The organism is Kitasatospora sp. NPDC058115 (assembly GCF_042884635.1).
Taxonomy (GTDB): domain Bacteria; phylum Actinomycetota; class Actinomycetes; order Streptomycetales; family Streptomycetaceae; genus Kitasatospora.
Genome location: NZ_JBHVTL010000010.1, coordinates 142,860 through 168,589 on the forward strand (window position 1 = coordinate 142,860; position 25,730 = coordinate 168,589).

The following is a 25,730-nucleotide window of genomic DNA, read 5'->3' on the forward strand; positions in this document are numbered from 1 at the left end:
CACTACCACTTCTCGGCCGTCCAGCGCTGGGCCGAGGCCGCCGAGGCGACCCTGCTGCGCCGGCTGGGGCTGGACGGGTTGTTCGGGCGGATCCCCCGGGTGCACTTCGAGGCGGACTACCGCGAGCGGCTCTGGTTCGGTGACGTGGTCCGCACCGAGCTGCGGGTCGAACGCGTCGGCGGCTCCTCGCTGCACTACGCGTTCGAGGTGCACGGGCCGCACGGGCTGGCCGCCAGCGGGCGGATGTCGGTGGTGCACGCCGCGCCGCACGCCGAGGGCAGCGAGCCGTGGCCGGACCAGGTGCGCCACGCGCTGGCCGCAGCCGGGCGCCAGGAGCCGGAGGTGATCCGGTGACCGCCGGCGCCGGCCGCATCGCGGTGATCGGCGCCGGCCCGGGCGGGCTCTACTTCGCCGCCCTGGCCCGGAGGACGGCGCCCGGGCGGGAGATCACCGTCTTCGAACGGGACGGCCGTGACGACGCGTTCGGCTTCGGCGTGGTCTTCTCCGACGAGACGCTGGACGGCATCGCCCGGGCCGACCCGGAGGTGTTCGCCGCGATGAGCGCGGAGTTCGCCCGCTGGAGCGACATCGACGTCCGCCGCGCCGGCCAGGTGCGCACCTGCGGCGGGCACGGCTTCGCGGCGCTGGACCGCAACCGGCTGCGCGCGATCCTGCAACGCCGCTGCGCGGAACTGGCGGTGGACGTGCGCTACCGCACGCCCGCCCCGCCGATCGGGCGGCTCGCCGCGGAGTACGACCTGGTGGTCGCGGCGGACGGGATCAACTCCTCGACCAGGGCGGCGTATCCGCAGGCCTTCCGCCCGGAGCTGGACGAACGGCGCAGCCGCTACATGTGGCTCGCCACCGACAAGGTCTTCGAGGCCTTCACCTTCATCGTCGAGCGCTTCGACTTCGGCGTGCTGCAGGTCCACGCCTACCCGTACAGCGCCGAGCGGTCCACGTTCATCGTCGAGCTGGCCGAGGAGCCCTGGCGGCGGGCGGGCTTCGAGGCCCTGGCGGCCCGGGAGTTCGCACGCGGGGAGAGCGACACCGCGAGCGTCCGGCGGTGCACGGAGCTGCTCGCCGGGCACCTGGACGGACACCGGCTGATCCCCAACGCCTCCCGCTGGATCCGGTTCACCACCGTGCGCAACGCCGCCTGGCGGCACCGGAACGTGGTGCTGCTCGGCGACGCGGCGCACACGGCCCACTTCTCGATCGGCTCGGGCACCAAACTCGCCCTGGAGGACGCCCTGGCACTCGCCGCGAGCCTGCGCGAACAGCCCACGCCGGCGGACGCGCTGGCCGCGTACGAGGCGGAGCGGCGGCCGGTGGTGGAGTCCGCCCAGCGGGCCGCGCAGGCGAGCCTGGAGTGGTTCGAGACGATCGGGCGGCGCACCGGGCAGGGGGCGGACCAGTTCGCGTTCAACCTGCTCACCCGCAGCCGCCGGGTCACCTACGGGAGCCTGCGGGCACGGGATCCCGGGTTCGTCGCGGCGGTGGACCGGGCCGTCCGGGGAGCGCCGGACGTCGGCGACACCCGCGACACCCGGGACACCCGCGACGCCCGCGACGCCCGCGACGCCCCGCCGATGTTCCGCCCGCTGAAGCTGGGCGCCCTGGAACTGCGCAACCGGGTGGTGGTGCCGCCGCTGGCCACCTTCACCGCCGTCGACGCCCTGCCGAGCGCCTTCGACCGGGCACAGCTGACCGCGCACGCGCTCGGCGGCGCCGGGCTGGTGATCGCCGGGATGACCGCCGTCACCCCGGAGGGCCGGGCCACCGACCGCTGCCCGGGCCTGTGGAACGACCGGCAGGAGCAGGCCTGGCGCGAACTGCTCACCGGTATCCGGGAGGTGAGCGGCACGCCCGTGGGGATCCAGCTGACCCACGCCGGGCGCCGGGCCTCCCGGGCGGTGCCGGGCCCGGACGGCACCGGGCCGCCGCTCACCGGGGGCGGCTGGCCGGTGCTGGCCGCCTCACCGCTGCCGTGGGACGCCGACTCGCCGCTTCCGCACGAGGCCAACGCCGTCCAACTCGCCGCGGTGACGGCGGACTTCGCCGCCGCGGCGGAGCGCGCGGCGCGGGCCGGGTTCGACGCGCTGGAGCTCCAGTTCGGCCACGGCCACCTGCTCTCCGGCTTCCTGTCCCCGCTCACCAACCGGCGCACCGACGGCTACGGCGGCCCGCTCGCGCAGCGGCTGCGGCTGCCGCTGGAGGTGCTGGCGGCGGTCCGCGCGGTGTGGCCGGCCGGGCGGCCGCTGCTGGTGCGGATCTCGGCGAGCGACTGGGCGCCGGGCGGCACCAGTGCGGCGGAGGCCGTCGCGATCGGCCGCGCGCTCGCGGACGGCGGGGCGGACGCGCTGGACGTCTCCACCGGCGAGGTGGTGGCGCACCAGCGGCCGCCGTACGGGCGCGGCTACCAGACGCCGTTCGCCGAACTGGTGCGCTCCGCCACCGGCGTGCCGACCGTCGCGGTCGGCGCGATCTCCCACCACGACGACGCCGACTCGGTGCTGCTGGCCGGGCGGGCGGACCTGGTCGCGGTCGGCCGGGCCCAGCTCCACGACCCGCTGTGGACGCTGCACGCCGCCGCCGAGCAGGGCTACGCGGGCCCCGGGGCGTGCTGGCCCGGCCCGTGGGCGGCGGGCAGCCGCCGGCCGCCGGGGCCGGGGGCGGACCGGGTGGCGCCCCGGCTGCGGCTCGTGCGCGAGCCGGCCGCGCCGGTGCACCTCCGCTGGCACCCCGAGCCGCCCTCGCACCCCTCGCCCCCCGCGCACCCCGCGCACCCCGACCCGACCGAGCGCCCCGAGGAGGAGCGATGACCGAGCCCGTGGCCGCCGCGCTGCGACTGCCCCGTTTCACCGCCGCCGCCGTCCAGGCCTCGCCCGTCTACCTGGACACCGCCGCCACCGTCGACAAGGCGGTCGCGCTGATCCACGAGGCGGCCGGCCACGGCGCCTCCCTGGTGGTCTTCCCCGAGGTGTTCGTCCCCGGCTACCCGTACTGGAACTGGACGATGAACCCGGTGCAGGGCTCGCCCTGGTACGAGCGCCTCTACCGCGCGTCGGTGGACGTGCCCGGCCCGCACGTCGACACCCTGCGCGCCGCCGCCCGGCGGGCCGGCGTGGTGCTGGTGATCGGTGTCAACGAACGCGGCCCGCACAGCCTCGGGGTGCTCCACAACACCCTGCTGGTCATCGACGCCGACGGCGAACTGCTCAGCGTGCACCGCAAGTTGGTGCCGACCTGGGCCGAGAAGCTGACCTGGACGCCCGGCGACGGCAGCACCCTGCGCGTCCACCGCACGGCCGTCGGCCCGCTCGGCGCGCTCGCCTGCGGCGAGAACACCAACCCGCTCGCCCGCTTCACCCTCCTCGCCCAGGGCGAACTCGTCCACGCCGCCGCCTACATCGCCCTGCCGGTCGCCCCCGAGGACTACGACATGGCGGAGGCGATCGCGCTGCGCGCCGCCGCGCACTGCTTCGAGGGCAAGGTCTTCACCGTGGTCTCCTGCTCCACCCTCTCGCCGGGGATCGTCGAGGCGATCGCCGGCGAGGACCACCGGCTGCGCGAGCAACTCGCCCGCCCGCGCAGCGCGTTGTCGGGCATCTTCGGCCCCGACGGACGCGCGGTGACCGAACCGCTGGTGGACGAGGAGGGCATCGTCTACGCCGAGATCGACCTCGGCCGCTGCGTGCAGCCCAAGCAGATGCACGACATCGTCGGCCACTACAACCGCTTCGACGTCTTCCGGCTGCACGTGGACCACCGCCCGCTGCGGCCGCTCACGCTCGACCAGGCATCCCCGAAGGAGCAGGCATGAACGGCACGCCGGACCACGACGACGACCGGATCGGCCGGGCCCGGGTCACCGGGAACCCGGAACTCACGGCCTACTACGAGGAACTGGCGAAGGCCGACGCGGGCGCGCTGTGGACCGTGGCCAACGAGATCGAGCCCTGGTACCCGCAGCCGAAGTCGGTGCCGGTGCTCTGGCGCTACGCCGATCTGCGCCCGCTGGTGCACAAGGCGCTGCCGCTGGTCAGGGCGGACGACGCCGGCCGCCGGGTGGTCATGCTGGTCAACCCCGGCCGCCGCGAACTCAGCGCCGCCGTCGGTCTGCTGTACACCGGCCTGCAGATCATGGGCCCCGGCGAGGCGATGACCGCGCACCGCCACCAGGCCTCCGCGCTGCGCTTCGTCCACGAGGGCACCGGTGCCTGGACGATCGTCGACGGCCAGAAGCTCAGGGTCGGCCCGCGCGACTTCGCCATCACGCCCAACGGCACCTGGCACGAGCACGGCAACGAGTCCGACGAGGCCCCGGTGATCTGGCAGGACGGCCTGGACATCCCGCTGGTCAACATGCTCGACGCCAACTTCTACGAGGTCCACCCGGAGCTGTACCAGCGGCCCGGCGAGGTGGTGAACTCCTCGCTGCTGACGTACGGCGGCAACCTGCTGCCGTACGGCGTCGAGAAGTGGACCCGCCCGCACTCGCCGCTGCTCGGCTGGCCCTGGGAGCCCAGCTACCACGCGCTCACCCGGCTCGCCCGCGCCACCGCGGGATCGCCCTACGACGGGGTGATCATGGAGTACACCAACCCGGTCACCGGTGGCCCGGTGATGCCCACCATGGGCGCCCACCTCCAGCTGCTGCGCCCCGGCCAGGCCACCCGCGCCCACCGGCACACCGGCTCCGTGGTGTACACGGCCGCCAAGGGCCGCGGCGTCTCGGTGATCGCCGGGCAGCGCTTCGCCTGGCAGCAGGGCGACATCTTCGTCGTGCCGTCCTGGGCCTGGCACGAGCACGCGAACACCGACCCCGGCGAGGACGCCTGCCTGTTCTCCTTCAACGACTTCCCGGTGATGCACTCGCTCGGCCTGTACCGCGAGGAGGCCCACCCGGAGCACGACGGGCACCAGCCCACCGCCACCCCGTGACCAGGAGCCCGTACCCATGCGCCTGTTGACCTTCCGCCCCCGCGCAACCCCCGGCACGTCCGACCCCGACGGCAGCCACGGCACCCACGGCATCCACGGCACCCGCGGCACCGACGGCGCCGGCGGCCCGCGCCTCGGCGCCCTGCTCGCCGGCGACCGGGTCGCCGACCTGACGGCGCTCGCCGCGGCCGCCGGCGCGGACCTGCCCCCCGACCTCCCGGCCCTGATCCGCGCCGGGGAACCGGCCCTGGCCACCGCCCGGGCCCTGGCCGACCGCGCGGCCGCGGACCCGGCGTCCCTGCCCGTGCTCGCCGACGTCGCCCTGGACGCGCCGCTGCGCCCCGGCAAGATCGTCGGCGTCGGCCTCAACTACGTCGAGCACGTCGCCGAGTCGCACCGCACCCTGGACACCGGCCGCGAACTGCCCGACCGTCCGGTGCTGTTCAGCAAACCCTCGACCGCCGTCACCGGCCCCGGCGGACCGATCCGGCACAACGCCGACCTCACCGAGCAGCTCGACTGGGAGTGCGAACTCGCCGTCGTCATCGGCGCCCCCGCCTTCCGGGTGGCCGAGGCCGACGCCTGGCGGCACGTCTTCGGCTACAGCATCGTCAACGACATCAGCGCCCGCGACCAGCGCCGGTCCGGTCAGTGGTTCTTCTCCAAGGGCCAGGACAGCTACGCGCCGTTCGGCCCGGTCGTGGTGACCGCCGACGAGATCCCCGACCCGCAGCGCCTCGACCTGTCGCTGCGCGTCAACGGCGAACTGCGGCAGTCCTCCAACACCCGCCACATGCTCTTCGGCGTCGCCCGCCTGATCGCCGACATCTCCTCCGGCGTCACCCTGGAGCCCGGGGACGTCATCGCCACCGGCTCGCCGTCCGGCGTCGGGGCCGCGATGGTGCCGCCGCGCTTCCTGCGGCCCGGTGACGTCGTCGAGGCGACCATCGAGGGCATCGGCACCCTCGCCAACCCGGTGATCGACGCCCGCTGAGCGCCCGCCGAGCGCGAACCCGGGCCCCGCGAAAGCCCCGCGCAGGCCCCGCGCAGGCCCCGTCGGGAGCCACCCCACCACGGAAGGACCGTCCCCGCCATGGCCACCACCTACCGGATCGGCCAGATCGTCCCCAGCTCCAACGTCACCATGGAAACCGAAGTGCCCGCCCTGCTGCGGGCCCGCGAACGGGTCGCGCCCGAACGGTTCACCTTCCACTCCAGCCGGATGCGGATGACCAGGGTGACGCCCGAGCAACTGCGCGGCATGGACGCCGAGTCCGACCGGTGCGCCGCCGAACTCGCCGACGCCCGGGTCGACGTGCTCGGCTACGCCTGCCTGGTCGCCGTGATGAGCGCCGGCACCGGCTACCACCGGGAGGCCGAACGGCGGCTGCACCGGCGCACCGTGGAGAACGGCGCGCCCGCGCCGGTCGTCACCAGCGCCGGGGCCCTGGTCGCCGGGCTGCACGCGCTCGGCGCGCGCCGGGTCGCCCTGGTCACCCCCTACCTGCGGCCGCTGGCCCGCACCGTCGTCGACTACCTGGGCCACGAGGGCATCGAGGTGGTCGACCACACGGCCCTGGAGATCGCCGACAACCTGGACGTCGCCGCCCACGACCCGGCGAAGCTCCCGGCGATCGCCGCCGGGCTCGACCACGCCCGGGCCGACGCGGTGGTGCTGTCGGCGTGCGTGCAGCTGCCCTCCCTGTCGGTGATCGAGGAGGCCGAGCAGCGGCTCGGCAAGCCGGTCGTCTCCGCGGCGGTCTGCACCACCCACCAACTGCTGCGCGCCCTCGGCCTGCCGGCCCACGCCCCCGGCGCGGGCCACCTGCTCTCCGGGGCCTTCGCACAGGCCTGACCGGACCGGCCCGGCCGGGGCCCGGGGAGCGCGCGGCGCCGCTATGATCACCACCAGCTGCCGGGGAGGAGGCCCGTCATGACGGAGAGCACGCCCCGGCCGAGCTCGCTGATCCACACCGTCTACGGCGAGTTCGTCCGCCGCCTCGGCGGCTGGATATCGATCGCCGACCTGATCGCCCTGATGGCCGAGCTGGACGTCGAGGCCCCCGCCGTCCGCTCCGCCATCTCCCGTCTGAAGAAGGCCGGCACCCTCCTCCAGGAGCGTCGCGACGGCACCGGCTACCGGCTCTCCCCCGCGATGGACCCGGTGTTCGAGGAGGGCGACCGGCGGATCTTCCACAGCCTGGAGCCCGCCGCGCTCGCCGACGGCTGGGTGGTGGCGGTCTTCTCGGTCCCGGAGTCCGAGCGCGCCCACCGCCACACCCTGCGCTCCCGGCTCAGCTGGCTCGGCTTCGGCAACGCCGCCCCCGGCGTCTGGCTGGCCCCCGCCCGGCTGCTGCCGGACGCCCGGCGGCTGCTGGCCAGGCTCGGCCTGGACGGCTACGTGCACCTGTTCCTGTCCGCCGAGTACGCAGGCTTCACCGACCTGCGCACGGCCGTCGCCGCCTGGTGGGACTTCCCCGCCATCGAGGCCCAGTACGCGGCCTTCACCGACGCCTGGCAGCCGGCCGCCTCCGCCCTGCGCACGCGCCGGGCCGGCCCCGACCCGGCCGGGGCGTTCCGCGCGTACGTCCCGATGCTCGACCAGTGGCGCCGGCTGCCCTACCTCGACCCGGGCCTGCCCGAGCCGCTGCTGCCCGCCGACTGGAACGCCGTCGCGGCCCGGGCCGTCTTCACCGAACTGCACGGCCTGCTCTCCGGGCCCGCTCTGGAGTACGTGGAGAAGGTCACCGGCAGGACCGCCGCCCACCCCGGGGAGCCGTGATGATCCGTCCGCCCGCCGACCTGTTGGTGCGCGCCGGCGCCGTGCATACCCTCGTCCCCGGCGAGGCCCCGCGGCGCGCGGTCGCCGTCACCGGCGGCCGGATCACCGCGCTCTCCCCCGACCCGCACGGTCTGGACGCGCTCGCCGGTCCGGCCACCGAGTTCGTCGACGCGCCGCACGGCACCGTGCTGCCCGCCTTCGACGACACCCACACCCATCTGGTCCTGGCCGGCCACAGCGTGTCCGGCGTCCCCGTCCACCGGGCCGCCGACCTCGCCGGATTCCTCGCCCTGATCCGCGAGCGCGCCGCCCGCACCCCGGCCGGCGGATGGATCCTCACCACCGTGAACTGGCAGGAGGTGAACCTCGCCGAGCAGCGGCTGCCCACCACCGGGGAACTGGACGGCGCCACCGCCGACCACCCGGTGCTGGTGCGCCGCGGCGCCTACAACATGGTGCTCAACTCGGCGGCGCTGCGGCTGGCCGGCATCACCGCCGCCACCCCCGACCCGCCCGGCGGCGTGATCGAGCGCGACGCGGCCGGCCGGCTCACCGGGCGGCTGATCGACAAGGCGACCCAGCTCGCCGAACGCGTCCTGCCCCGGCCCGGGCTCGACGAGCGGATCGACGGCCTGCGCGCCGCGTCCGCCGACTACGCCGCCACCGGGATCGGCACCGTCCGCGACTGCCTGGTCCCGGTCGAGGACCTCGACGTGCTGCGTGCCGCCCGCGACCGCGGCGCGCTCGCCGTCCGGGTCCGGGCCCTGGTCTCCGGCTTCGCCGTCCGCACCCCGGCGGAGGTGGACGGGCTGCTGGACCGGGTCGTGGCCTGGCGCGCCGCCGGCCACGAGGACGACCGGCTCTCCGTCTGGGGGGTGAAGTTCGGCATCGACGGCGGCTTCGAGGCGGGCGCGCTGGAGGAGCCGTACCAGGGGCGGCCGTGCTACCACGGGCGGCTGCTCTGGGAGCCCGGGGAGCTGACGGAGGCCGTCGACCGGGTGGCCGGGCGCGGCCTGCGGGTCGGGGTGCACGCCTGGGGCGACCGCGGGCTGCGCGTCCTGCTCGACGTCTACGAGGAGGTGCTCGCGCGCCGCCCCGGCCTGCCCGCCGGCACTCTGGTCGTCGAGCACGCCGGCCTCGCCCGGCCCGACCAGCGCGCCCGGGCCGTTGCCCTCGGCGTCCCGGTGACCGTCCAGCACCCCCTGCTGCACGACGGCGCGCGCACCCAGCAGCGGGCCTGGGGCGCCGAACGCACCGGTGCGCTGTTCCCGCTGCGCGAGTGGCTCGACGAGGGCGCGCAGCTCTCCGCCGGTTCGGACTTCCCGGTCGGCCCGTACGGCGCGATGCTCTCGGTGTGGGGCATGACCACCCGGGCCACCGTGGCCGGGGTGATCGGCGCCGAGCACGCCATCGGGCGCGCCGAGGCGATCGCCCTGCACACCGTCAACGCCGCCCGGCTGACCGGCGAGAGCGACACCCGCGGCACCCTGCGCCCGGGCGCGCTCGCCGATCTGACGCTGTGGCCCGCCGATCCGCTGAGCTGCCCGGTCGAGGAGCTGCGCGACCTGCTGCCCGAGCGCACCGTGATCGGCGGGCGGACGGTGCACCGGCGCCGAGCCGCCGGGCCGGCCCGGCGGCTCAGGCCGGACGCACCTCCTGGAGCAGTCCCCAGGTGAAGTCCGCGGTGCAGGCACACGGCCGGCCGTCGGTGTCCGGCGCGGTGAAGTCCAGCCGGAACCTGGTGGGCGCGCTGCCCTCGCGCGGAACGGCGGGCGGGAACGCGGCGCCCAGGTCGGCCACCACACAGCTCCACGGCGTCAGATCGGCGAGCGTGCGCAGCACCGTCGGCCGGCTGCCCGGCGCCCGCACCAGCCAGGCGTTCAGTTCCGCCCCGCCCGGCGCGAGGAGCACCTCGAAGCGCAGGTCGGGCCAGAGCGGCAGCGCCCACTGCCGTGCGGTGCAGACGAGGTCCCCGACGCGCCGCGGCAGCACCGCCTCCGGCGCGCCGAGCACGGCCGTCCAACGCCGCCCGCCGGACGGGAACCCCGGCGCGCGCACCATCGCCTGCCACCGCTTGTTCGCCTCGCGCATGCCCGCGCGCGTCGCCCCCAGCCGGCGCAGCGCCTCCTCGACCGGCTCCGGCCGGAAGTCCGCCATCCGGCGCAGCAGCACCAGCTGGAACTCCGTCACCCCGAACCCGTGGACCGCCACCCCGGCAGGCTACCCGCCCGCGGCGCCGCGCGGCCCGCACGCCACCGGCGGCGCGGCCGGAAGCGCCTGTCGTGGCGCCGCCACGAGAGCCCCGGGCCCGTGCCGACCCCCGGAAGGGCGGGCGCGCACCGCGGGGTGTGCGCGCCCGCGGCCGCGTCAGCCCGTGAGTTCCCCGCGCAGGCGGCGGGCGGCGGTGACCAGGTTCTCCAGGGAGGCGCGGGTCTCCGGCCAGCCGCGGGTCTTCAGGCCGCAGTCGGGGTTGACCCAGAGCCGCTCGGCGGGGATCGCGGCCAGGCCGGTGCGCAGCAGCCGCTCGGCCTCGTCGGCGCTCGGCACGCGCGGGGAGTGGATGTCCCACACGCCGGGGCCGACCTCGCGCGGGTACCCGGCGGCGGCGAGTTCGCCGGCGACCCGCATGTGGGAGCGGGTGGCCTCCAGGGAGATGACGTCCGCGTCGAGGTCGTCGATGGCCGTCATGATCGCGCCGAACTCGGCGTAGCACATGTGGGTGTGGATCTGGGTGTCGGCGCGGACCCCGGAGGTGGCGAGGCGGAACGCCTCCGTCGCCCAGGCCAGGTAGCCGGGGCGGCCGTCGGCGCGCAGCGGCAGGGTCTCGCGCAGGGCGGGTTCGTCGACCTGGACGACGGCGGCGCCGGCGGCCTCCAGGTCGGCGACCTCGTCGCGCAGGGCCAGGGCGACCTGGCGGGCGGTGTCGGCGAGCGGCTGGTCGTCGCGGACGAAGGACCACGCGAGCCTGGTGACCGGGCCGGTGAGCATGCCCTTGACCGGGCGGTCGGTGAGGCCCTGGGCGTAGCGGAACCAGTCGACCGTCATCGGGCCCGGGCGGGAGACGTCGCCGGCGAGGACCGGCGGGCGGACGTAGCGGGTGCCGTAGGACTGCACCCAGCCGTGCCGGGTGGCGAGGAAGCCGGTGAGCTGTTCGGCGAAGTACTGGACCATGTCGTTGCGTTCGGGCTCGCCGTGCACCAGGACGTCCAGCCCGGCCTTCTCCTGGAAGGCGATCACCTCGCGGACCTCGGCCCGGATCCGCTCGCGGTAGGCGGCGGCGTCGGTCCGCCCGGCGGTGAGGTCGGCGCGGGCGGCCCGCAGTTCGGCGGTCTGTGGGAAGGAGCCGATCGTGGTGGTGGGCAGCAGCGGCAGCCCGAGCCGGGCGCGCTGGGCCCCGGCGCGCCCGGGGTGGGCCGGGGTCCGGCGGGCGTCCTCGGCGGTGACGGCGGCGGTGCGGGCGCGCACGGCGGGGTCGCGGGTGATCGGGGAGGCGGCCCGGGAGGCCAGGTGGGCGCGGTTGGCGGCGAGTTCGGCGGCGATCGCGCCGGTGCCCTCGCGCAGACCGCGCGCGAGCAGCGCGGTCTCCTCGGCCTTCTGCCGGGCGAAGGCGAGCCAGCGGGCGAGCTGCGGGTCGAGGTCCCGCTCGGCGGTGGCGTCGACCGGCACGTGCAGCAGGGAGCAGGACGGCGCCACGTCCACGTGGCCGGCCAGGCCGAGCAGGGTGGCCAGGGTGGCGAGCGAGGCCTCCAGGTCGTTGATCCAGATGTTGCGGCCGTCGACGACGCCCGCCACCAGGCGCTTGCCGGGCAGTCCGCCGACGGCGGCGAGGTCGTCCAGATTGGCGGCGGCCGGCCCGGTGAAGTCCAGTGCCAGCCCCTCCACGGGCGCCGCGGCCAGCACCGGAAGCGCCTCGCCGAGGCGGTCGAAGTAGCTCGCGACCAGCAGCTTCGGCCGGTCGGTGCGGGCGCCGAGCTCGCGGTAGGCGCGGGCGACGGCGTTCAGTTCGGCCGGGGTGCGGTCCTGGACGAGCGCGGGCTCGTCCAGCTGCACCCAGTCCGCGCCGGCCGCGTGCAGGTCGGCGAGGAGTTCGGCGTAGACGGGCAGCAGCCGGTCCAGCAGGGTGAGCGGCCGGAAGTCCTCCGCGACGCCGGGGGCGGGCTCGGCCAGCAGCAGGTAGGTGACCGGGCCCACCAGCACCGGGCGGGCCTCGTGGCCGGCGGCGAGCGCCTCGGCGAGTTCGCCGACCGCCTTGCCGGAGTTGGCGGTGAAGGCGGTGTCCGGCCCCAGTTCGGGGACGAGGTAGTGGTAGTTGGTGTCGAACCACTTGGTCATCTCCAGCGGCGCGGCGTCCTGGGTGCCGCGCGCCATGGCGAAGTAGCCGTCGAGCGGGTCGGCGTCGACGGCGGCCCGGTGGCGGGCGGGGACGGCGCCGACGGCGACGGTGGTGTCGAGCACGTGGTCGTAGAGCGAGAAGTCGCCGGTGGGGAGTTCGCGCACGCCCGCCCCGGCGAGCTGCGTCCAGTTCTCCCGGCGCAGTCGGGCGGCGGTGGCGTGCAGGGCGTCGGCGGTGACGGTGCCCTTCCAGTAGCCCTCGACCGCCTTCTTGAGCTCCCGGTTCCGGCCCTGCCGGGGGTAGCCGTGGACGGTGGCCAGGGTGGCCGCGGCTGCGGACTTCGCTGTCAAGGGACTCTCCTTCGCGAGTCTTGATCCTCGGTGCCCGGTGACGGGACGAGGGCGCGAAGGGATGACGTACCGGACGGAGGCGCGTTCGCGGCTCCGTGTGCACGCCGACCCGCCCACGAGGTCACCGGGATGGCCGCGCGCGATCGGTCGCGCGCGGACAGCGGGCAGGTCTTCGGACTCGCGGGCACGCCCGCCCCCGAAAGGGCGGACACCTACTGGCCGTCGCTTCCCGGGCCGCTCGGGCCCAGTGCGTATGACGGCGGTCGTTCCCGCTCACCGCTGCGGGGCAGTCCCGGACTGGCCAGTCGAAAGGCGTCACCGGGTTCCCTCTTACGACGCGCCTGCCTGGCGGGCAGGGCGAACCAGCTGCACGGTCAGCGTAGACGCAGGACGGCGGCCCCGTCACGGAATTCCGTGACGCCCCCCCGGTACCGCGTCCGGGGCGTCCGGAGCCGGCCGGGACGGGCGAACGCGTGGTGCCCGGCCCTCGGGGGCGGCGCCCCCGGGCGCGCGGCACGGTGACAAGCGCCCTTCCGCCGCCGCCCGGTCGGTCGTACGGTCACCATCGGCCGACCGTTTCCGACCGCCGCTCCCCTTCCAGGAGGGCCCATGGAACCCCGCTGCCCCTACACCCACGTCCTCGACACCCGCGGCACCGCCCTGCACACCGAGGCCGCCCATCTGCGCTCCCACGGCCCGGCCGTCCGGGTCGAGCTCCCCGGCCGCGTCCTGGCCTGGTCGGTGACCCGGGCCGACGTCGCCCGGAAGCTGCTCACCGACCCCCGGCTCGCCAAGAACGCCCGCCACCACTGGCCCGACTGGATCGACGGCCGGGTCGGCCCCGACTGGCCGCTGGCCAGCTGGGTCGCGGTGGAGTCGATGTTCACCAGCGACGGCGCGGACCACCTCCGGCTGCGCACCCTCACCGCGCCCTCGTTCGGCCCGCGCCGGGTGGAGGCGCTGCGGCCCCGGGTGCGGGCGATCGCCGCCGCCCTGGTCGACGCGCTGCGCGGCGCCGCGCCCGGCGCGACCGTCGACCTGCACACCGGCCTCTCCTACCCGTTGCCGACCACGCTGATCTGCGACCTGTTCGGCGTCCCCGAGGAGCAGCGGGCGGAGGTGCGCCGGGTGGTGGACGGCGTCCTGGCGACCGACGCCACCCCCGAGCACGCCAAGGGCGTCCTCGACGACCTGTTCGCCGCCATGGCCCGCCTCGCCGCCACCAAGCGGGCGGCGCCGGGCGACGACATGACCAGCGAGCTGATCGCCACCCGTGACGCCCAGGGGTCCCGGCTCAGCGAGTCGGAGCTGGTCTCCACCCTGATCCTGATGATCGGCGCCGGGTCGGAGACCACCGTCAACCTCATCGACCACACGGTGGCGCTGCTGCTCTCGCACCCCGGGCAGCTGGCGCTGATCCGCTCCGGCGCGGCGACCTGGCGCGACGCCATCGAGGAGTCGCTGCGCCTGGAGGCGCCGGTGATGCACCTGCCGATGTACTTCGCCGCCGCGGACATCGACCTCGGCGAGGGCGTGCTGATCCGGGCCGGCGAGCCGGTCCTGTTCGCCTTCGGCGCGGCCGGGCGGGATCCGGCCCTGCACCCCGACCGGCCGGAGGAGTTCGACCTCACCCGGTCCGACAAGACCCATCTGGCCTTCGGCCACGGCCGGCACTACTGCCTGGGCGCGGTGCTCGGCACGATGGAGGCCGAGGAGGCGCTGAGCGCCCTGTTCGGCGCCTTCCCCGACGTCGAACTCGCGCTGCCGCCGGAGGGGCTGCTCCCGCAGGAGTCGTTCATCGTGAACGCCCTGCGGTCCCTGCCGGTCCGGCTCGGCCCGGCCGCCGGCTAGGCCCCGCCCCGTCCCGTCCCCGCAGGCGGTTGTCGGTGGGGCGGTTGTCGGTGGGGCCGTCTACCGTACGCCCATGGACGATCACGTCACCGCCGTACGCCTGGAGCCCTGGTCCGAGGCGGACGCGGCGCTGCTGTCCGCCCTCAACGCGCCGGAGTTGATGGCCCACCTCGGCGGCCCGGAGAGCGGGGAGCAGGTGGCCCGCCGTCACCGTCGCTACGTCGACCTCAGTGCCCGGCCCGCCGCCGCGGGGCGGATGTTCCGGATCGTGCTGCCGGACGGCGCGGCGGCGGGCAGCATCGGGTTCTGGGAGCGCACGGGGGAGGGCGGGCCGGTGTACGAGACCGGTTGGACGGTGCTGCCGGCCTTCCAGGGCCGGGGCGTGGCGAAGGCCGCCACCCGTGCGGTGGTGGCCGAGGCCCGGGCCGCCGGGCTCCACCGGTACCTGCACGCCTTCCCCTCGGTGGACAACGCCGCGTCCAACGCGGTCTGCCGGGGCACGGGCTTCGAGCTGCTGGGCGTGCGGGAGTTCGAGTACCCGCCGGGCCGGCCGATGCGCGGCAACGACTGGCGCTTCGACCTCCGTCCGGCCTGACGGAGGAGGCCGGGAGGCAGGCGGGGAAGGAGGCCGGGGTGCCCCGGTCCGGGGCACCCCGGCGGGGATCAGCCGGTGGTGGTGCGGCGGCGCAGCAGGAAGACCCCGGCGGCGGTGGCCAGGGCCGCGGCTCCGCCGACGGCGGCGACCTGGGGGTTGATCATCGGCACGGCCTCGGCGGGCGCGGCGCCGCCGCACTCGGCGTGGCCGATGACCAGGTCGGCGGCGTTGAGGATCGGCAGCAGGCTGATCCGCACGGCGTTGGCGCTGAGTATGCCGTTGGCGTCGGTGCGCTGCTCGTTGAGGAGGATGGTGCCGACCCCGGGGATGTCGATCCCGGTGTTGGGCCCGGCGCCGGCCTGCAGGTTGATCGCGGGCAGGAGCGGGAGCTTGACGCTGCCCCCCGCGATGACGCCGGAGCCGGTGGCGCCGGCCGGGGTCGCGGTGCAGGTCGCGTTGACGCCGGTGAGCGAGACGGTGGCGACGCCCAGGTCGACGCCGAGCGAGTCGATCGTGGCGGAGGCGCCCGAGGTGCCGGCCTGCGGGTCGCCCGAGGTGGTGGAGGTGAGCAGCGCGTTGCTGGCGAAGGGGCCGACGCTGATGCCGGCCAGGGTGCTGGTGCCGCCCGAGGGGTAGGCGGAGGCGGGCGTCGGGGCGACGGCCACCATCCCGGCGACGGCGTCGGCGGAGACGACGAAGGCCTTGGCCTCGGGGGCGGGGAGGGCGGCCCAGGCCGGGCCGGCGGTGCAGACCAGCGCGGCGGTGGCGGCGGCGCCCGCGAGCAGGCGGGTGCGGGTCCGGGTGCGACGAGAGGTCATGGTGGTGGTGCCTTTCGGGGGACGGGAGAGGGGGACGGCCGAGGACGCTCGGGAACGGTCCGGCAGGCAGGACCGGGTGCGGTCGTCGGGTGGGGCGGGGCGGGGGCCGGGGGCGGAGCGCGGGCCGGGCGCCGGACGCTCATGCCGCCGGCTCGCCGACGACGGCCGGGGCGGGGGCAGCGGCCGGGGCCGGGGTGACGGCCGGGGTGGGCGCGGTGGCGACCCGGGCGGTCTTGTGCCAGGAGTTGCGCCGGCACAGCACCCGCCAGGCCGCGCGGACGGCGACCAGATAGGTGGTGGCGGCGTACAGGGCCAGCGCGAGCCCGTACCCGAGCGCGGCGCGCCGTCCGACGCCCGGCTCGCAGCGCCGCCGGTACAGCGGCCCCCAGACGGCGAACTCGCCGATGCCCAGCAGCAGGTAGAGGGCCAGCAGCAGCGCGCCGCCCTGCTGCAGGAAGGTGAGCACGAACTCCGGGTAGAGCACCAGGTTGTAGCCGAAGGCCGCGATCGGCACGGTGTAGACCACCAGGCCGACGAGTTGCAGCCACGGCTGGCTCATGAAGTACAGCACCTCCAGGAAGCCGGCCGTGCCGAACGCCCGCGAGCCCCAGATCTCCCGGAGGTAGCGGGTGCACTGCATCGAGCCCTGTGCCCAGCGCACCCGCTGGGTGAGCAGGTGCCGCACGCTCCACAGTGCCTCCTGGTCGACCCAGGCGTCGGTGGTGTAGCCGTTGCGCCAGCCGGCCAGCATCAGCCGCAGGCCCAGCTCGTAGTCCTCCAGCAGCGCCCTGCCCCACGGCCGCCCGCCGCCGCCGTCCACCGCGCGCAGGGCGGAGAGCCGGGTGAACTGGCCGTTGCCGCCGACGTTGACGGTGCCGGTGCGGCGCCGGGTGATCTGCATGGCGGATATCGGTCCGCGGAACTCGATGTCCTGGAGGCGGGCGAGCAGCCGGGCCCGCCGGTTGGCGAACGCGCCCCGGCCGGGCAGCGGCCGGGGCACGTCGCGGTTGGACATCCGCACCTCGACCTGGACGGCCCCGATCCCGGGGTCGCCGAAGAGCGCCGGTCCGGCGCAGACCGCGAGCGCGCCGGGCGAGGGGCGGCCGTCGGCGTCGAGCACGCAGACCACGACCCGCGCGGGGTCGGTGCCCTCGGGCAGCGCGGCCTCCAGCGCCCGGTAACCCGCGTTCAGCGCGTCGCCCTTGCCGGTCCGCGCCGTGGGCAGCCGGCGGGAGACCAGGTGGACGGTGAGCCGGTCGGAGGTGGCGGGCCAGGCGCGGACGAGCTCGGCCGTGCGGTCCGCGGAGTCGTCGTCGACGACCCAGACGGTGGCGCCGGTGAAGTGCTCGGCGAGGTAGTCCAGGGTGGTGGCGATCACCGCCTCCTCGTCCCGGCAGGGAATCAGGAAGTGCCAGCGGTAGGCGTCCGGGTCGCCGGCCGGCCCGGGCCGGTCCCGCAGGTAGCCGCGCACGATCACCACGACGTAGGCGAGGAAGCCGACGCCCAGGACGAAGGAGAGCGAGACGGAGGTGTCCAGCAGCGTCACGGCGTCCCCTCCCCGGCCGGGCGACCGGACGCGGTCGCGGCGGAGGCGCCGCGGGGCAGCAGCCACAGGAAGAGGAGGGCCGCGACGAGCGCGGCGGCCATCATCAGCACGGAGCCCAGCAGGACGTGCGCCCAGCCGAACCCCTCGGATCCGTACCGGTGTTGCATCACCAGGACCAGGGTGAGCCGGCCGAGGTTGGTGGCCAGCACCAGCCCGGCGGCGACGACGAAGGCCAGCAGGACCCGGCCGGCCCGGCGGTTGCCGAAGAGCAGCAGCAGGGCCGTCACCAGGGCGAGCGGGGCGATCAGCAGCGCGCTGCTGCACCCCGTGGTCAGGGCGACGCCCCGGTCCAGGCCGGTGTGGTCACCGGCGTACAGGACGGGGGCGGTCGGCCCTTCGAGCAGCAGGGTGCGCATCCCCAGGAGGTGCTCGACCAGCCACGCCGTGCCGCGGCTCTCCTGGGAACGGTAGGCGCGTTCGCCGGCCACCAGCGAGCCGCACACACCGAGCAGCACGGCGCCGCACAGCATCCCGAGCGGGGAGCGCCCGGCCCGGCCCGCGGCGCGCGGGCGGGGCGCGAACGGGTGCGACAGGGATTCCGTCATGGCGTGGCTCAGTCCTCGCCCGGTCCGTCGCCACGGCGCAGCCTGCTGCGCCGCAGCAGGCCGAGGCCGAGCAGGACCAGGGCCACCGCGGCCGTCGCCGTGACGCCTATGCCCACCGATCCGGTGGCGGCCAGGGCGCCGCCACCGGCTGCCGGCGGCAGTCCGCCGGCCACAGGTCCGTACATGGGGGAATTCCTCTCGTCGGAGAACGGGGGGATCACGAGGGGGGGTTGCCGCGCAGCACGAAAGTGAGGGCGGCTTCGGCGAGGCCCCGGGGAAAGGGGGGGCGGTGCCGGGCACATCGGAACGGCCCGGGGCGGGGACGAACGTTACGCGACCCCGCCACGGATCGAACTCCCGTGCTGCTGGCACATCATGGACTGAAAATCGGATGTTTGATTGTCCGTGTTCATACGATGCCGTCCCCACCTGGCCCTATCGGCGTGGCGTCGGCGCGTCGACGGCGTGGCGCAGCGCCCGGCCGTACCGCCATTCGGGGGACATTGATCACCACCGGTTGCCGCAGCTCACCCCCGGCGGCCATGTTGTGACGCGTAGTTCGAACACCCCGATCGATCGATCGGATGCACCGTCAAAGGGAGCCCGAATGCCCTCCGCCGACATCGCCGTGGTCCTCGGAACCCGACCGGAAATCGTCAAACTCGCGGGAGTGGTGCGACTCCTGGAGAACTCCGCCCGGATCGTCTGGACCGGCCAGCACTGGGATCCCGGCCTCACCACCGCCTTCTTCCGGCAGTACGCGCTCCCCGACCCGCACATCACGCTCAGCGGGGTCGCCGGCGAGGCCCGCGGCCGGCAGATCGGCCGGATGGTCAGCGCGCTCAGCGACCACTTCGCCGCCCACCCGCCCGCCGCCGTCGTCGTCCAGGGCGACACCAACTCCGCCGCCGCCGGAGCACTGGCCGCCCACTGCGCGGGCGCGCCCGTCGTCCATGTCGAGGCCGGACTGCGCTCCTTCGACCCGGACATGCCCGAGGAGGCCAACCGCCGCCTCATCGCCCCGCTCGCCGACCTGCACTGCGCGCCGACCGCCACCGCCGCCGCCCACCTGCTGCGCGAGGGGATCGGGGCGGACCAGGTGGTGGTCACCGGCAACACCGTCGTCGAGGCCACCCTGGAGTCGCTGCCCGGAGCGGTCGAGGCCCGCGCGGTGCTGGCCGGCTACGGGCTGCGCCCCGACCGCTACCTGCTGGCCACCCTGCACCGCCCCGAGAACACCGACGACCCCGCCCGGCTCGGCCGGATCCTCGGCCAACTCGCGGCACTGGACCTGCCGGTGGTGCTGCCACTGCACCCGCGCACCCGGGCGGCGATCGAGCGGTTCGGGCTCTCCGGCGCGCTCGCCGGGCTGCGCCCGGTGCCCCCGGTCGACCACCGCACCTTCCTCGCCCTGGCGGCCGGCTGCCGGCTGCTGGTCTCGGACTCCGGCGGGGTCCAGGAGGAGTGCACGGTGCTCAAGCGGCCGCTCATCGTGGTCCGCAACTCCACCGAACGGCCCGAGGCGGTCCGGGCCGGCTTCGCCCGGCTGGTCCGGCCCGGCGCCCAACTGGACGTCGCCCTGCGGGAACTGCTCGCCGACCCGGACGCCGTCGGCTCCCTGGCCGGGCGCCCCTCGCCGTACGGCAGCGGTACCGCGAGCGCCGAGATCGTCGCCGCCGTCCGCTCCCGCTACCTCGCCGAGGACCGCGCCCGCCTGCTCTGCGCCGGCTGAACCCGCCCGGGGGCCGGCGCCCCGGCCCCGCCGGATGCGCTCCGGCGGGGCCGGGGCGCCGGTCGTGGCCGGACCCGTCCGCCCGACCGACCGCCCACCCGCTCGCCGGCTCGCTGCCCGCGCTGTTCGGCGGCGGTGTCCGGCGGCGGTGTTTGGCGACGGCGTCGCCGGACAGACGCCGGGCGACGAGGGTGTCCCCGAGCGGAGGAGGGAACGGCCGATGCACGGCGGAAACGACCTGGCCGGACGGACGGCGCTGGTGACCGGCTCCTCGCGCGGACTCGGCCTGCTGATCGCGGGCGAGCTCGCCGACCGGGGCTGCCGGGTGATGCTCTGCGGCCGCGACGAACTCGCGCTCGAACGCGCCCTGCGGACGCTGCGCGGCCGCCCCGGCGAGGTGGCCGCCACCGCGTGCGACCTGACCGCCGCCGACACCCCGGCCCGGCTGCTCGGCGCGGTGCGCGAGCGCTTCGGCGCCGAGGTGGACCTGCTGGTCAACAACGCCGGCCTGATCCAGGTCGGCCCGCTCGCCGCCATGCAGGAGCAGGACTTCCGGCGGGCCCACGAGCTGATGGTGATGGCGCCGCTGCGGCTGGTCCAGGCGGTGCTGCCGACGATGCGGGCGCGCGGCGCGGGCTCGATCGTCATGATCGGCTCGATCGGCGGCAAGGTCCCGGCCCCGCACCTGCTGCCGTACGTCACCGCCAAGTTCGCGCTCACCGGCCTCTCCGAGGGGCTGGCGGCGGAGCTGGCGCCGTACGGGATCAGGGTCACCACCGTCGTCCCGGGCCTGATGCGCACCGGTTCGCAGACCGCCGCCGAGTTCACCGGCCAGGCCGGACGCGAGTTCGCCTGGTTCGCTTCCGCGGCCTCGCTGCCGCTGCTGTCGATGGACGCGCGACGGGCGGCCCGCCGGATCGTCCGGGCGGTCGCGACCGGCCGCCGGGAGCTGGTGCTCACCCCGCTCGCCAAGGCCGCGGCACGCGCCCACGGCCTCGCGCCGGCCACCACCGGCCGGCTGCTCACCCTCACCGCGCGGCTGCTGCCGTCCACCGGGTCCGCCCCGGAGCACGGCGTGCCCGGCGTCCGGGCGGCGGCCCGGCACCGGCGCGGCGGACCGGTCGACCGGCTCACCGCCCTCGGCCGGCGGGCCGCCCGGTCCCACAACGAACCGACGGCGTCCTGAGCCCCGCCCCGGCGGTGTCGGACCCGTCCCAGCGAGGAGCACACCGGAGGAGCACACCATGAGAGCCGTGACCTGGCACGGGCGCCGCGACATCCGCGTCGACTCCGTCGCCGACCCGGTCCTGCAGGAGCCCACCGACGTCCTGGTCGAGGTCACCACCACCGGGCTCTGCGGATCGGACCTGCACCTGTACGAGGTCCTCGGCGCCTTCCTCGACGAGGGCGACATCCTCGGCCACGAGGCGATGGGCGTGGTGCGCGAGACCGGCAGCGCCGTGCACGCCGTCGAGGCCGGCGACCGCGTGGTGGTGCCGTTCAACATCTCCTGCGGCACCTGCTTCATGTGCGTGAAGGGCCTGCACTCCCAGTGCGAGACCACCCAGGTGCGCGCCTACGGGACCGGCGCGGCACTGTTCGGCTACACCAAGCTGTACGGGCAGGTGCCCGGCGGCCAGGCCGAACTGCTGCGGGTGCCGTTCGGCAACACCCTGCCCGTGGTCGTCCCGCACGGGCCTCCCGACGACCGCTACGTGCTGCTGTCCGACGTGCTGCCGACCGCCTGGCAGGCGGTGGAGTACGCCGAGGTGCCGCCCGGCGGCAGCGTCGCCGTGCTCGGCCTCGGGCCGATCGGCGACATGTGCGCCCGGATCGCCCGGCACCGCGGCGCGTCCACCGTGATCGGGGTGGACCTGGTGCCCGAGCGGCTGGAACGCGCCCGCGAGCGCGGCGTCGAGGTGCTCGACCTGGCCCGGCTCGGCTCCCGGGTGGCCGACGCCGCCCGGGACCTCACCGACGGACGCGGCCCCCACGCCGTGATCGACGCCGTCGGCATGGAGGCGCACGGCTCCCCCGCCGCCACCGCGGCGCAGCGGATGACCTCGCTGCTGCCGGACGCGCTGGCCGCCCGGCTGATGACCCGGGTGGGCCTGGACCGGCTGCACGCCCTGCACCTGGCGGTGGACATGGTGCGCCGCGGCGGCACCGTCTCGCTGTCCGGCGTGTACGGCGGCATGACGGACCCGCTGCCGATGCTGACCATGTTCGACAAGCAGCTGCGGCTGCGGATGGGCCAGGCCAACGTGCTGCGCTGGACGGACGAGCTGCTGCCGCTGCTGGGCGACGGCGACCCGCTCGGCGTGGACGGCTTCGCGACCCACCACCTGCCGCTGGCGGAGGCACCGGCCGCGTACGACCTGTTCCAACGCAAGCAGGACGGTGTGGTCAAGGTGCTGTTCCGGCCTTGAGCGGCGCGCCATGACCGCGGGACACGGGCGCCCCCGGCGCTCCGCCGGGCCCGGTCCGGCCCCTCGCGCCGGGCCGGACCGGGCCTCCGGGCGTGCCTCCGGGCGGGGCACCAGGCGGGGCTCCGCCCGGAGCTCCGGGCGTGTCTCCGGGCGTGTCTCCGGGCGGGCGGCCGGCAGAGGCGGCGGCCCGGCCGGGCGCGGCGGCGAGCGGGTGCCGCCCGGGCTGCGGACCGCCGCCGGGTACGCCTGGCGGCTGGTCGCGCTGGGCGTGGCCGCCTATCTGGCCGTCACCGTCCTCACCCGGCTCCAGCTGCCGGTGATCGCGCTGTTCCTGGCCCTGGTCATCACCTCCGTGCTGCGCCCGCCGGTCGACCTGATGGCCCGGGTGCTGCCCCGTTCGCTCGCCGTGCTGCTCGCCCTCCTCGGCTCCGTCGCCCTCGTCGGCGGGGTCCTCGCCCTGGTCGGCACGACCGTCGCCGCCGAGTGGGGCAGCCTGGGCGACGAGTTGCACGGCGGCCTCGGCCGGATCGACCGCTGGCTCACCGGCGCCCCCTTCCACCTCCACCCCGGCGCGGCCACCGATCTCAGGGCCCGGATCGGCGACTACCTCGCCGGCCACCGCTCCGCGCTGCTCAGCACCGCCCTCAGCGGTGCCGGGCGGGTCGTCGAGCTGCTCACCGGGCTGGCGCTCGCGGTGTTCTGCTCGGTCTTCTTCCTGCACTCCGGCGACCGGATGTGGAGCTGGGCGCAGCACCAGTTCCCGGCCCGCGCCCGCCCGCTGTGGGAACGGGCCGGCCTCGCCGCGTGGCACACCTTCGCCGGCTACACCCGCGGGGTGCTGATCGTCGCGGCGACCAACGCCGTCCTGGTCGGCATCGCCCTCGCGATCCTGCGGGTGCCCCTGGTCCTGCCCCTGATCGTCCTGGAGTTCGTCGCCGCCCTCATCCCGCTGATCGGCTCCCCGATCGCCCTGGCCGTCGCCGCCCTGGTCGCGCTGGCCGCCCGCGGTCCGGTGGTGGCCCTGCTGGTCCTCGGCCTGATCGTGGTGATCGGCCAGATCGAGGGCCACCTCCTGCATCCGCTCGTCCTCGGCTGGTCCGTCCGCATCCACCCGGTCGCCGTCGCCCTCTCCGTCACCGGCGGCGCCGTCCTCGGCGGCGTCCTCGGCGCCCTGGTCGCCGTTCCCGTGGTCTCCGTCGCCTGGGCCGTGCTCAACGCCCTGCGCCACGACGACGCCCCCGGCGGCTGAGGGGGCGTGCGGCCGCCGGGCGCCGGGCGCCGGGATCCCGTAGGGTCGGCCAATGGCGAAGTACTTCGATGTGCATCCAGAATCCCCGCAGCCGCGCACCATCGGCACCGTGGCCGCCAGTCTCAGGGCCGGTGCCCTCATCGCGTACCCGACCGACTCCTGCTTCGCCCTGGGCTGTCAGTTGGACAACCGCGAGGGCCTGGAGCGGATCCGGTCGATCCGGCGGCTCGACGAGCGGCACCACTTCACCCTGATGTGCGAGGACTTCGCGCAGCTGGGGCAGTTCGTCCAGCTCGACAACAACGTCTTCCGCGCCGTCAAGGCGGCCACCCCGGGCAGCTACACGTTCATCCTGCCGGCCACCAAGGAGGTCCCCCGCCGGCTGATGCACCCGAAGAAGAAGACGGTGGGGGTCCGGATCCCCGACCACGCCGTCACCCGGGCGCTGCTCGCCGAACTCGGCGAGCCGCTGGTCTCCAGCACCCTGATCCTTCCGGGCGAGGAGGAGCCGATGACCCAGGGGTGGGAGATCAAGGAGCGCCTCGACCACGTCCTGGACGCGGTGGTGGACTCGGGCGACTGCGGCACGGAGCCGACGACGGTCGTGGACTTCTCCGGGGGCGGACCGGAGATCGTCCGGCGCGGAGCGGGGGACGTCAGCCGCTTCGAGTGAGGGGCGGGGCGACCGGCCGCGCGCGACCCGGGCGGCTCAGGCGGCCCGGGCGGCCCGGGCGGCGACGAGGCCGTCGAGTTCGCGCAGGTCGACGCCGCGGCGCAGGGCGCGCAGATCGGCCTGGAGGTCGGACGGCGGGACGGCGAGGACGGTGCAGCGGGCGCGGGCCAGGCAGTAGCGGCTCACCGAGCCGCCCTGGAACAGCCGGCGCACGGTGGTGCGCAGGGTGCCGTGCCGTCCCGCGCCGACCACCAGCAGGTCGTCCGGGCGGTCGGCCAGCGCGGTCAGCACCGGGCCGACCTCTCCGCGCACCACCAGGGGCTCGACCCGGACGCCGGCCGGCAGGCCGCCGAACGCCTCCTCCAGGGCCTGGTCCAGGCGCGCGTCGGCCAGCGCCTGCCAGGCGCGCAGCAGCGGCGGGCAGGGGCGCAGCCGGTAGTTGTACTCCCCGCCGGCCGGCGTCCAGGCGAGCACCGGCACCAGGACGGCGCCCCGGTCGCGCGCCTCGTCCGCCGCCCGGTGCAGGGCGGTCAGGCTGTGCAACGATCCGCTGACTCCGACGATGACGCGCGCGCCGTCCGACATGGTCCTTCACTTTCCGGTGTTCGATCTGCTGAATGCTTATGGATTATGGTTCCACAGGGTCTTCGAGCCTGCAAATCAAAGGCTTTAACTGTATATGGCCTTGCATCGCAGGATCCCGGCCGGCCTTCGGGCGGGAAACCGGTGGCGACGCCCGCCGGGCCCGGTCCACCCTGGGCGCCGTGACCGTCCCGAACAGCACCGCCCCGAACAGCCCCGCCCCCGACCGCACCGCCCCGGCCGGCGCCCCGCCGGACGACGCGCCCGAGCCGCGGCGCCGGGTCCGCGCCCTCCACACCGGCACCACCGTGACCGTCTACCAGGCGTACCCGCCGGAGATCGGACGGGCCGCGGCCCGCGACGGGCGCTTCCCGGCGCAGTGGAAGCGCGACCGGATGACGTGGATCAAGCCCTCGTTCCTGTGGATGATGTACCGCTGCGGATGGGCCGCCAAGGAGGGGCAGGAGACCGTGCTCGCCGTGGAGATCGACCGGGCCGGCTTCACCTGGGCCCTGGAGCACGCCTGCCCGGCGCACTACGAGCGCGGCCTGCACCCCGACCGGGCGAGCTGGCAGCGCGAGCTGAAGCGGGCGCCCGCCCGGGTGCAGTGGGACCCCGAGCGCGATCTGCACCTGCGTCCGCTGCCGTACCGCTCGCTGCAGCTCGGCCTGGCGGGCGAGGCGGCGCGGCGGTACGCGGACGAGTGGACGGTGTCCGTCACCGACGTCACTCCGCTGGTGCGGCGGATCCACGGCCATCTGCGCGACGGCGAGCCGGAGGCCGCCCGGCTGCTGCTGCCGGACGAGCGGCCCTACCCGCTGCCGGAGGGCCTGTCGGCGCGCCTCGGCGGGTGACCGGCGGGCGGCGGCGGCCTACGATCATGGGGTGTCCAAGCTTCGTGATCGCTCGTCAGCGGCCGCCACGTCGGCCTGCTCGTCCGCCCGGGCGGCGTGTTCCTCCCGGAACTCCGTCCTGTCCATCGGCTCCGTGGGGTCGGTGCTGTCCATCGGCTCGGCGGCCTCGGTGCTGTCGATCGGGTCGGCCGGCAGCTTCCTGTCGATCGGCTCGGCCGGGTCGGCGCTGTCCGTGCTGTCCGCCGGGTCGTGGCTGAGCGTCGGCTCGGTGCTCTCCGCGAACGCGCGCTGGTCGGCGCTGTCCCGGTCCCGCTGCTCCCGGGGCGGGCTGCTGGCCGCCGGTGCGGTGGCGCTCACCGCGGGAACGGTGCTCGCCGGCGGGGC

Annotated in this window: 23 protein-coding genes, 1 pseudogene and 1 riboswitch; of the genes and pseudogenes, 16 read left to right on the top strand and 8 right to left on the bottom strand. The window is 75.7% G+C overall.

The window, feature by feature from the left end; all coding sequences use genetic code 11:
• Nucleotides 1-9: 9 nt before the first annotated feature.
• From ACFVVL_RS13345 to ACFVVL_RS13380, 8 genes and pseudogenes are all read left to right on the top strand, one after another.
• Nucleotides 10-354 (top strand): annotated as a pseudogene (locus tag ACFVVL_RS13345) (acyl-CoA thioesterase); the annotation flags it as partial.
• Nucleotides 351-2,825: an FAD-dependent monooxygenase gene (locus tag ACFVVL_RS13350; RefSeq protein WP_387674309.1), complete on the top strand. Its 2,475-nt coding sequence runs from the start codon at nt 351-353 to the stop codon at nt 2,823-2,825. The pseudogene ACFVVL_RS13345 and the gene ACFVVL_RS13350, both read left to right, overlap by 4 nt.
• Nucleotides 2,822-3,826: a carbon-nitrogen hydrolase family protein gene (locus ACFVVL_RS13355; protein ID WP_387674312.1), complete on the top strand. Its 1,005-nt coding sequence runs from the start codon at nt 2,822-2,824 to the stop codon at nt 3,824-3,826. The genes ACFVVL_RS13350 and ACFVVL_RS13355 overlap by 4 nt, the downstream gene beginning before the upstream one ends.
• On the top strand, nt 3,823-4,947 hold the full coding sequence (locus tag ACFVVL_RS13360) for a cupin domain-containing protein (protein WP_387674314.1): 1,125 nt from the start codon (nt 3,823-3,825) through the stop codon (nt 4,945-4,947). The genes ACFVVL_RS13355 and ACFVVL_RS13360 overlap by 4 nt, the downstream gene beginning before the upstream one ends.
• Nucleotides 4,948-4,963: 16 nt before the next feature.
• Complete coding sequence (locus ACFVVL_RS13365) at nt 4,964-5,941, top strand: fumarylacetoacetate hydrolase family protein (protein WP_387674318.1); 978 nt, start codon at nt 4,964-4,966, stop codon at nt 5,939-5,941.
• A 99-nt stretch (nt 5,942-6,040) separates the two neighbouring features.
• Nucleotides 6,041-6,802 carry an Asp/Glu racemase gene (locus ACFVVL_RS13370; protein WP_380296301.1) on the top strand — a complete coding sequence of 254 codons (762 nt, stop codon included), beginning with the start codon at nt 6,041-6,043 and terminating at the stop codon, nt 6,800-6,802.
• A gap of 78 nt (nt 6,803-6,880) precedes the next feature.
• Nucleotides 6,881-7,729, top strand: a complete 849-nt coding sequence (locus ACFVVL_RS13375) for a PaaX family transcriptional regulator C-terminal domain-containing protein (RefSeq protein WP_387674321.1) — start codon at nt 6,881-6,883, stop codon at nt 7,727-7,729.
• A complete protein-coding gene (locus ACFVVL_RS13380) occupies nt 7,729-9,405 on the top strand; it encodes an amidohydrolase (protein WP_387674324.1) in 1,677 nt (558 codons plus the stop codon). Before ACFVVL_RS13375 ends, ACFVVL_RS13380 begins: the two co-directional genes overlap by 1 nt.
• Here ACFVVL_RS13380 and ACFVVL_RS13385 read toward each other — a convergent pair.
• Both ACFVVL_RS13385 and metE read right to left on the bottom strand, forming a co-directional pair.
• Nucleotides 9,368-9,940, bottom strand: coding sequence for a hypothetical protein (locus tag ACFVVL_RS13385; protein WP_387674327.1), 573 nt, complete (start codon nt 9,938-9,940; stop codon nt 9,368-9,370). The genes ACFVVL_RS13380 and ACFVVL_RS13385 overlap by 38 nt on opposite strands.
• A gap of 156 nt (nt 9,941-10,096) precedes the next feature.
• Nucleotides 10,097-12,412 (bottom strand): 5-methyltetrahydropteroyltriglutamate--homocysteine S-methyltransferase, encoded by a 2,316-nt coding sequence (gene metE, locus ACFVVL_RS13390; RefSeq protein ID WP_387674330.1) that lies wholly within the window; start codon nt 12,410-12,412, stop codon nt 10,097-10,099.
• 145 nt (nt 12,413-12,557) lie between these two features.
• Nucleotides 12,558-12,794: riboswitch (cobalamin riboswitch) on the bottom strand.
• Nucleotides 12,795-13,021: 227 nt separating this feature from the next.
• Between metE and ACFVVL_RS13395 the strand changes: the two genes are divergently transcribed.
• Complete coding sequence (locus ACFVVL_RS13395) at nt 13,022-14,263, top strand: cytochrome P450 (RefSeq protein ID WP_387674333.1); 1,242 nt, start codon at nt 13,022-13,024, stop codon at nt 14,261-14,263.
• 73 nt (nt 14,264-14,336) lie between these two features.
• A complete protein-coding gene (locus ACFVVL_RS13400) occupies nt 14,337-14,858 on the top strand; it encodes a GNAT family N-acetyltransferase (protein ID WP_387674336.1) in 522 nt (173 codons plus the stop codon).
• 68 nt (nt 14,859-14,926) lie between these two features.
• On the opposite strand, the gene ACFVVL_RS13405 is transcribed toward ACFVVL_RS13400, so the two are convergent.
• The 4 genes from ACFVVL_RS13405 to ACFVVL_RS13420 all read right to left on the bottom strand — a co-directional run bounded on the left by ACFVVL_RS13405 (nt 14,927) and on the right by ACFVVL_RS13420 (nt 18,012).
• Complete coding sequence (locus tag ACFVVL_RS13405; RefSeq protein WP_387674339.1) at nt 14,927-15,676, bottom strand: choice-of-anchor P family protein; 750 nt, start codon at nt 15,674-15,676, stop codon at nt 14,927-14,929.
• Nucleotides 15,677-15,815: 139 nt separating this feature from the next.
• Nucleotides 15,816-17,222: a glycosyltransferase gene (locus tag ACFVVL_RS13410; protein WP_387674342.1), complete on the bottom strand. Its 1,407-nt coding sequence runs from the start codon at nt 17,220-17,222 to the stop codon at nt 15,816-15,818.
• On the bottom strand, nt 17,219-17,827 hold the full coding sequence (locus ACFVVL_RS13415) for an exosortase/archaeosortase family protein (protein WP_387674345.1): 609 nt from the start codon (nt 17,825-17,827) through the stop codon (nt 17,219-17,221). The genes ACFVVL_RS13410 and ACFVVL_RS13415 overlap by 4 nt, the downstream gene beginning before the upstream one ends.
• Before the next feature lie 8 nt (nt 17,828-17,835).
• A complete protein-coding gene (locus ACFVVL_RS13420) occupies nt 17,836-18,012 on the bottom strand; it encodes a hypothetical protein (protein ID WP_380296313.1) in 177 nt (58 codons plus the stop codon).
• Nucleotides 18,013-18,434: 422 nt separating this feature from the next.
• On the opposite strand from ACFVVL_RS13420, the gene wecB reads away from it, so the two are divergent.
• From wecB to ACFVVL_RS13445, 5 genes are all read left to right on the top strand, one after another.
• On the top strand, nt 18,435-19,559 hold the full coding sequence (wecB, locus tag ACFVVL_RS13425) for a non-hydrolyzing UDP-N-acetylglucosamine 2-epimerase (RefSeq protein ID WP_387674349.1): 1,125 nt from the start codon (nt 18,435-18,437) through the stop codon (nt 19,557-19,559).
• A gap of 220 nt (nt 19,560-19,779) precedes the next feature.
• Nucleotides 19,780-20,745 carry an SDR family NAD(P)-dependent oxidoreductase gene (locus tag ACFVVL_RS13430; RefSeq protein ID WP_380296611.1) on the top strand — a complete coding sequence of 322 codons (966 nt, stop codon included), beginning with the start codon at nt 19,780-19,782 and terminating at the stop codon, nt 20,743-20,745.
• Nucleotides 20,746-20,803: 58 nt separating this feature from the next.
• On the top strand, nt 20,804-21,988 hold the full coding sequence (locus tag ACFVVL_RS13435) for an alcohol dehydrogenase catalytic domain-containing protein (RefSeq protein WP_387674352.1): 1,185 nt from the start codon (nt 20,804-20,806) through the stop codon (nt 21,986-21,988).
• Between the two features lie 211 nt (nt 21,989-22,199).
• Nucleotides 22,200-23,237 carry an AI-2E family transporter gene (locus ACFVVL_RS13440; protein ID WP_380296614.1) on the top strand — a complete coding sequence of 346 codons (1,038 nt, stop codon included), beginning with the start codon at nt 22,200-22,202 and terminating at the stop codon, nt 23,235-23,237.
• A 52-nt stretch (nt 23,238-23,289) separates the two neighbouring features.
• Nucleotides 23,290-23,910 (top strand): L-threonylcarbamoyladenylate synthase, encoded by a 621-nt coding sequence (locus ACFVVL_RS13445; protein ID WP_380296615.1) that lies wholly within the window; start codon nt 23,290-23,292, stop codon nt 23,908-23,910.
• A gap of 36 nt (nt 23,911-23,946) precedes the next feature.
• On the opposite strand, the gene ACFVVL_RS13450 is transcribed toward ACFVVL_RS13445, so the two are convergent.
• Nucleotides 23,947-24,495, bottom strand: coding sequence for a universal stress protein (locus ACFVVL_RS13450; RefSeq protein WP_387674357.1), 549 nt, complete (start codon nt 24,493-24,495; stop codon nt 23,947-23,949).
• Between the two features lie 179 nt (nt 24,496-24,674).
• Here ACFVVL_RS13450 and ACFVVL_RS13455 point away from each other — a divergent pair, with 179 nt between their 5' ends.
• Nucleotides 24,675-25,346: a DUF4291 domain-containing protein gene (locus ACFVVL_RS13455; protein WP_387674360.1), complete on the top strand. Its 672-nt coding sequence runs from the start codon at nt 24,675-24,677 to the stop codon at nt 25,344-25,346.
• 24 nt (nt 25,347-25,370) lie between these two features.
• Here the strand turns inward: ACFVVL_RS13455 and ACFVVL_RS13460 are convergent, their stop codons facing one another.
• Nucleotides 25,371-25,703 carry a hypothetical protein gene (locus ACFVVL_RS13460; RefSeq protein ID WP_387674363.1) on the bottom strand — a complete coding sequence of 111 codons (333 nt, stop codon included), beginning with the start codon at nt 25,701-25,703 and terminating at the stop codon, nt 25,371-25,373.
• Between the last annotated feature and the right edge of the window lie 27 nt (nt 25,704-25,730).

Excerpts from the sequence above, each read along its gene's own strand:
- ACFVVL_RS13355 (WP_387674312.1), top strand. The coding sequence starts at position 2,822 with ATGACCGAGCCCGTGGCCGCCGCGCTGCGACTGCCCCGTTTCACCGCC.
- ACFVVL_RS13360 (WP_387674314.1), top strand. The coding sequence starts at position 3,823 with ATGAACGGCACGCCGGACCACGACGACGACCGGATCGGCCGGGCCCGG.
- ACFVVL_RS13365 (WP_387674318.1), top strand. The coding sequence starts at position 4,964 with ATGCGCCTGTTGACCTTCCGCCCCCGCGCAACCCCCGGCACGTCCGAC.
- ACFVVL_RS13370 (WP_380296301.1), top strand. The coding sequence starts at position 6,041 with ATGGCCACCACCTACCGGATCGGCCAGATCGTCCCCAGCTCCAACGTC.
- ACFVVL_RS13375 (WP_387674321.1), top strand. The coding sequence starts at position 6,881 with ATGACGGAGAGCACGCCCCGGCCGAGCTCGCTGATCCACACCGTCTAC.
- ACFVVL_RS13380 (WP_387674324.1), top strand. The coding sequence starts at position 7,729 with ATGATCCGTCCGCCCGCCGACCTGTTGGTGCGCGCCGGCGCCGTGCAT.
- ACFVVL_RS13395 (WP_387674333.1), top strand. The coding sequence starts at position 13,022 with ATGGAACCCCGCTGCCCCTACACCCACGTCCTCGACACCCGCGGCACC.
- ACFVVL_RS13400 (WP_387674336.1), top strand. The coding sequence starts at position 14,337 with ATGGACGATCACGTCACCGCCGTACGCCTGGAGCCCTGGTCCGAGGCG.
- ACFVVL_RS13405 (WP_387674339.1), bottom strand. The coding sequence starts at position 15,676 with ATGACCTCTCGTCGCACCCGGACCCGCACCCGCCTGCTCGCGGGCGCC.
- ACFVVL_RS13415 (WP_387674345.1), bottom strand. The coding sequence starts at position 17,827 with ATGACGGAATCCCTGTCGCACCCGTTCGCGCCCCGCCCGCGCGCCGCG.
- ACFVVL_RS13420 (WP_380296313.1), bottom strand. The coding sequence starts at position 18,012 with ATGTACGGACCTGTGGCCGGCGGACTGCCGCCGGCAGCCGGTGGCGGC.
- wecB (WP_387674349.1), top strand. The coding sequence starts at position 18,435 with ATGCCCTCCGCCGACATCGCCGTGGTCCTCGGAACCCGACCGGAAATC.
- ACFVVL_RS13430 (WP_380296611.1), top strand. The coding sequence starts at position 19,780 with ATGCACGGCGGAAACGACCTGGCCGGACGGACGGCGCTGGTGACCGGC.
- ACFVVL_RS13435 (WP_387674352.1), top strand. The coding sequence starts at position 20,804 with ATGAGAGCCGTGACCTGGCACGGGCGCCGCGACATCCGCGTCGACTCC.
- ACFVVL_RS13445 (WP_380296615.1), top strand. The coding sequence starts at position 23,290 with ATGGCGAAGTACTTCGATGTGCATCCAGAATCCCCGCAGCCGCGCACC.
- ACFVVL_RS13450 (WP_387674357.1), bottom strand. The coding sequence starts at position 24,495 with ATGTCGGACGGCGCGCGCGTCATCGTCGGAGTCAGCGGATCGTTGCAC.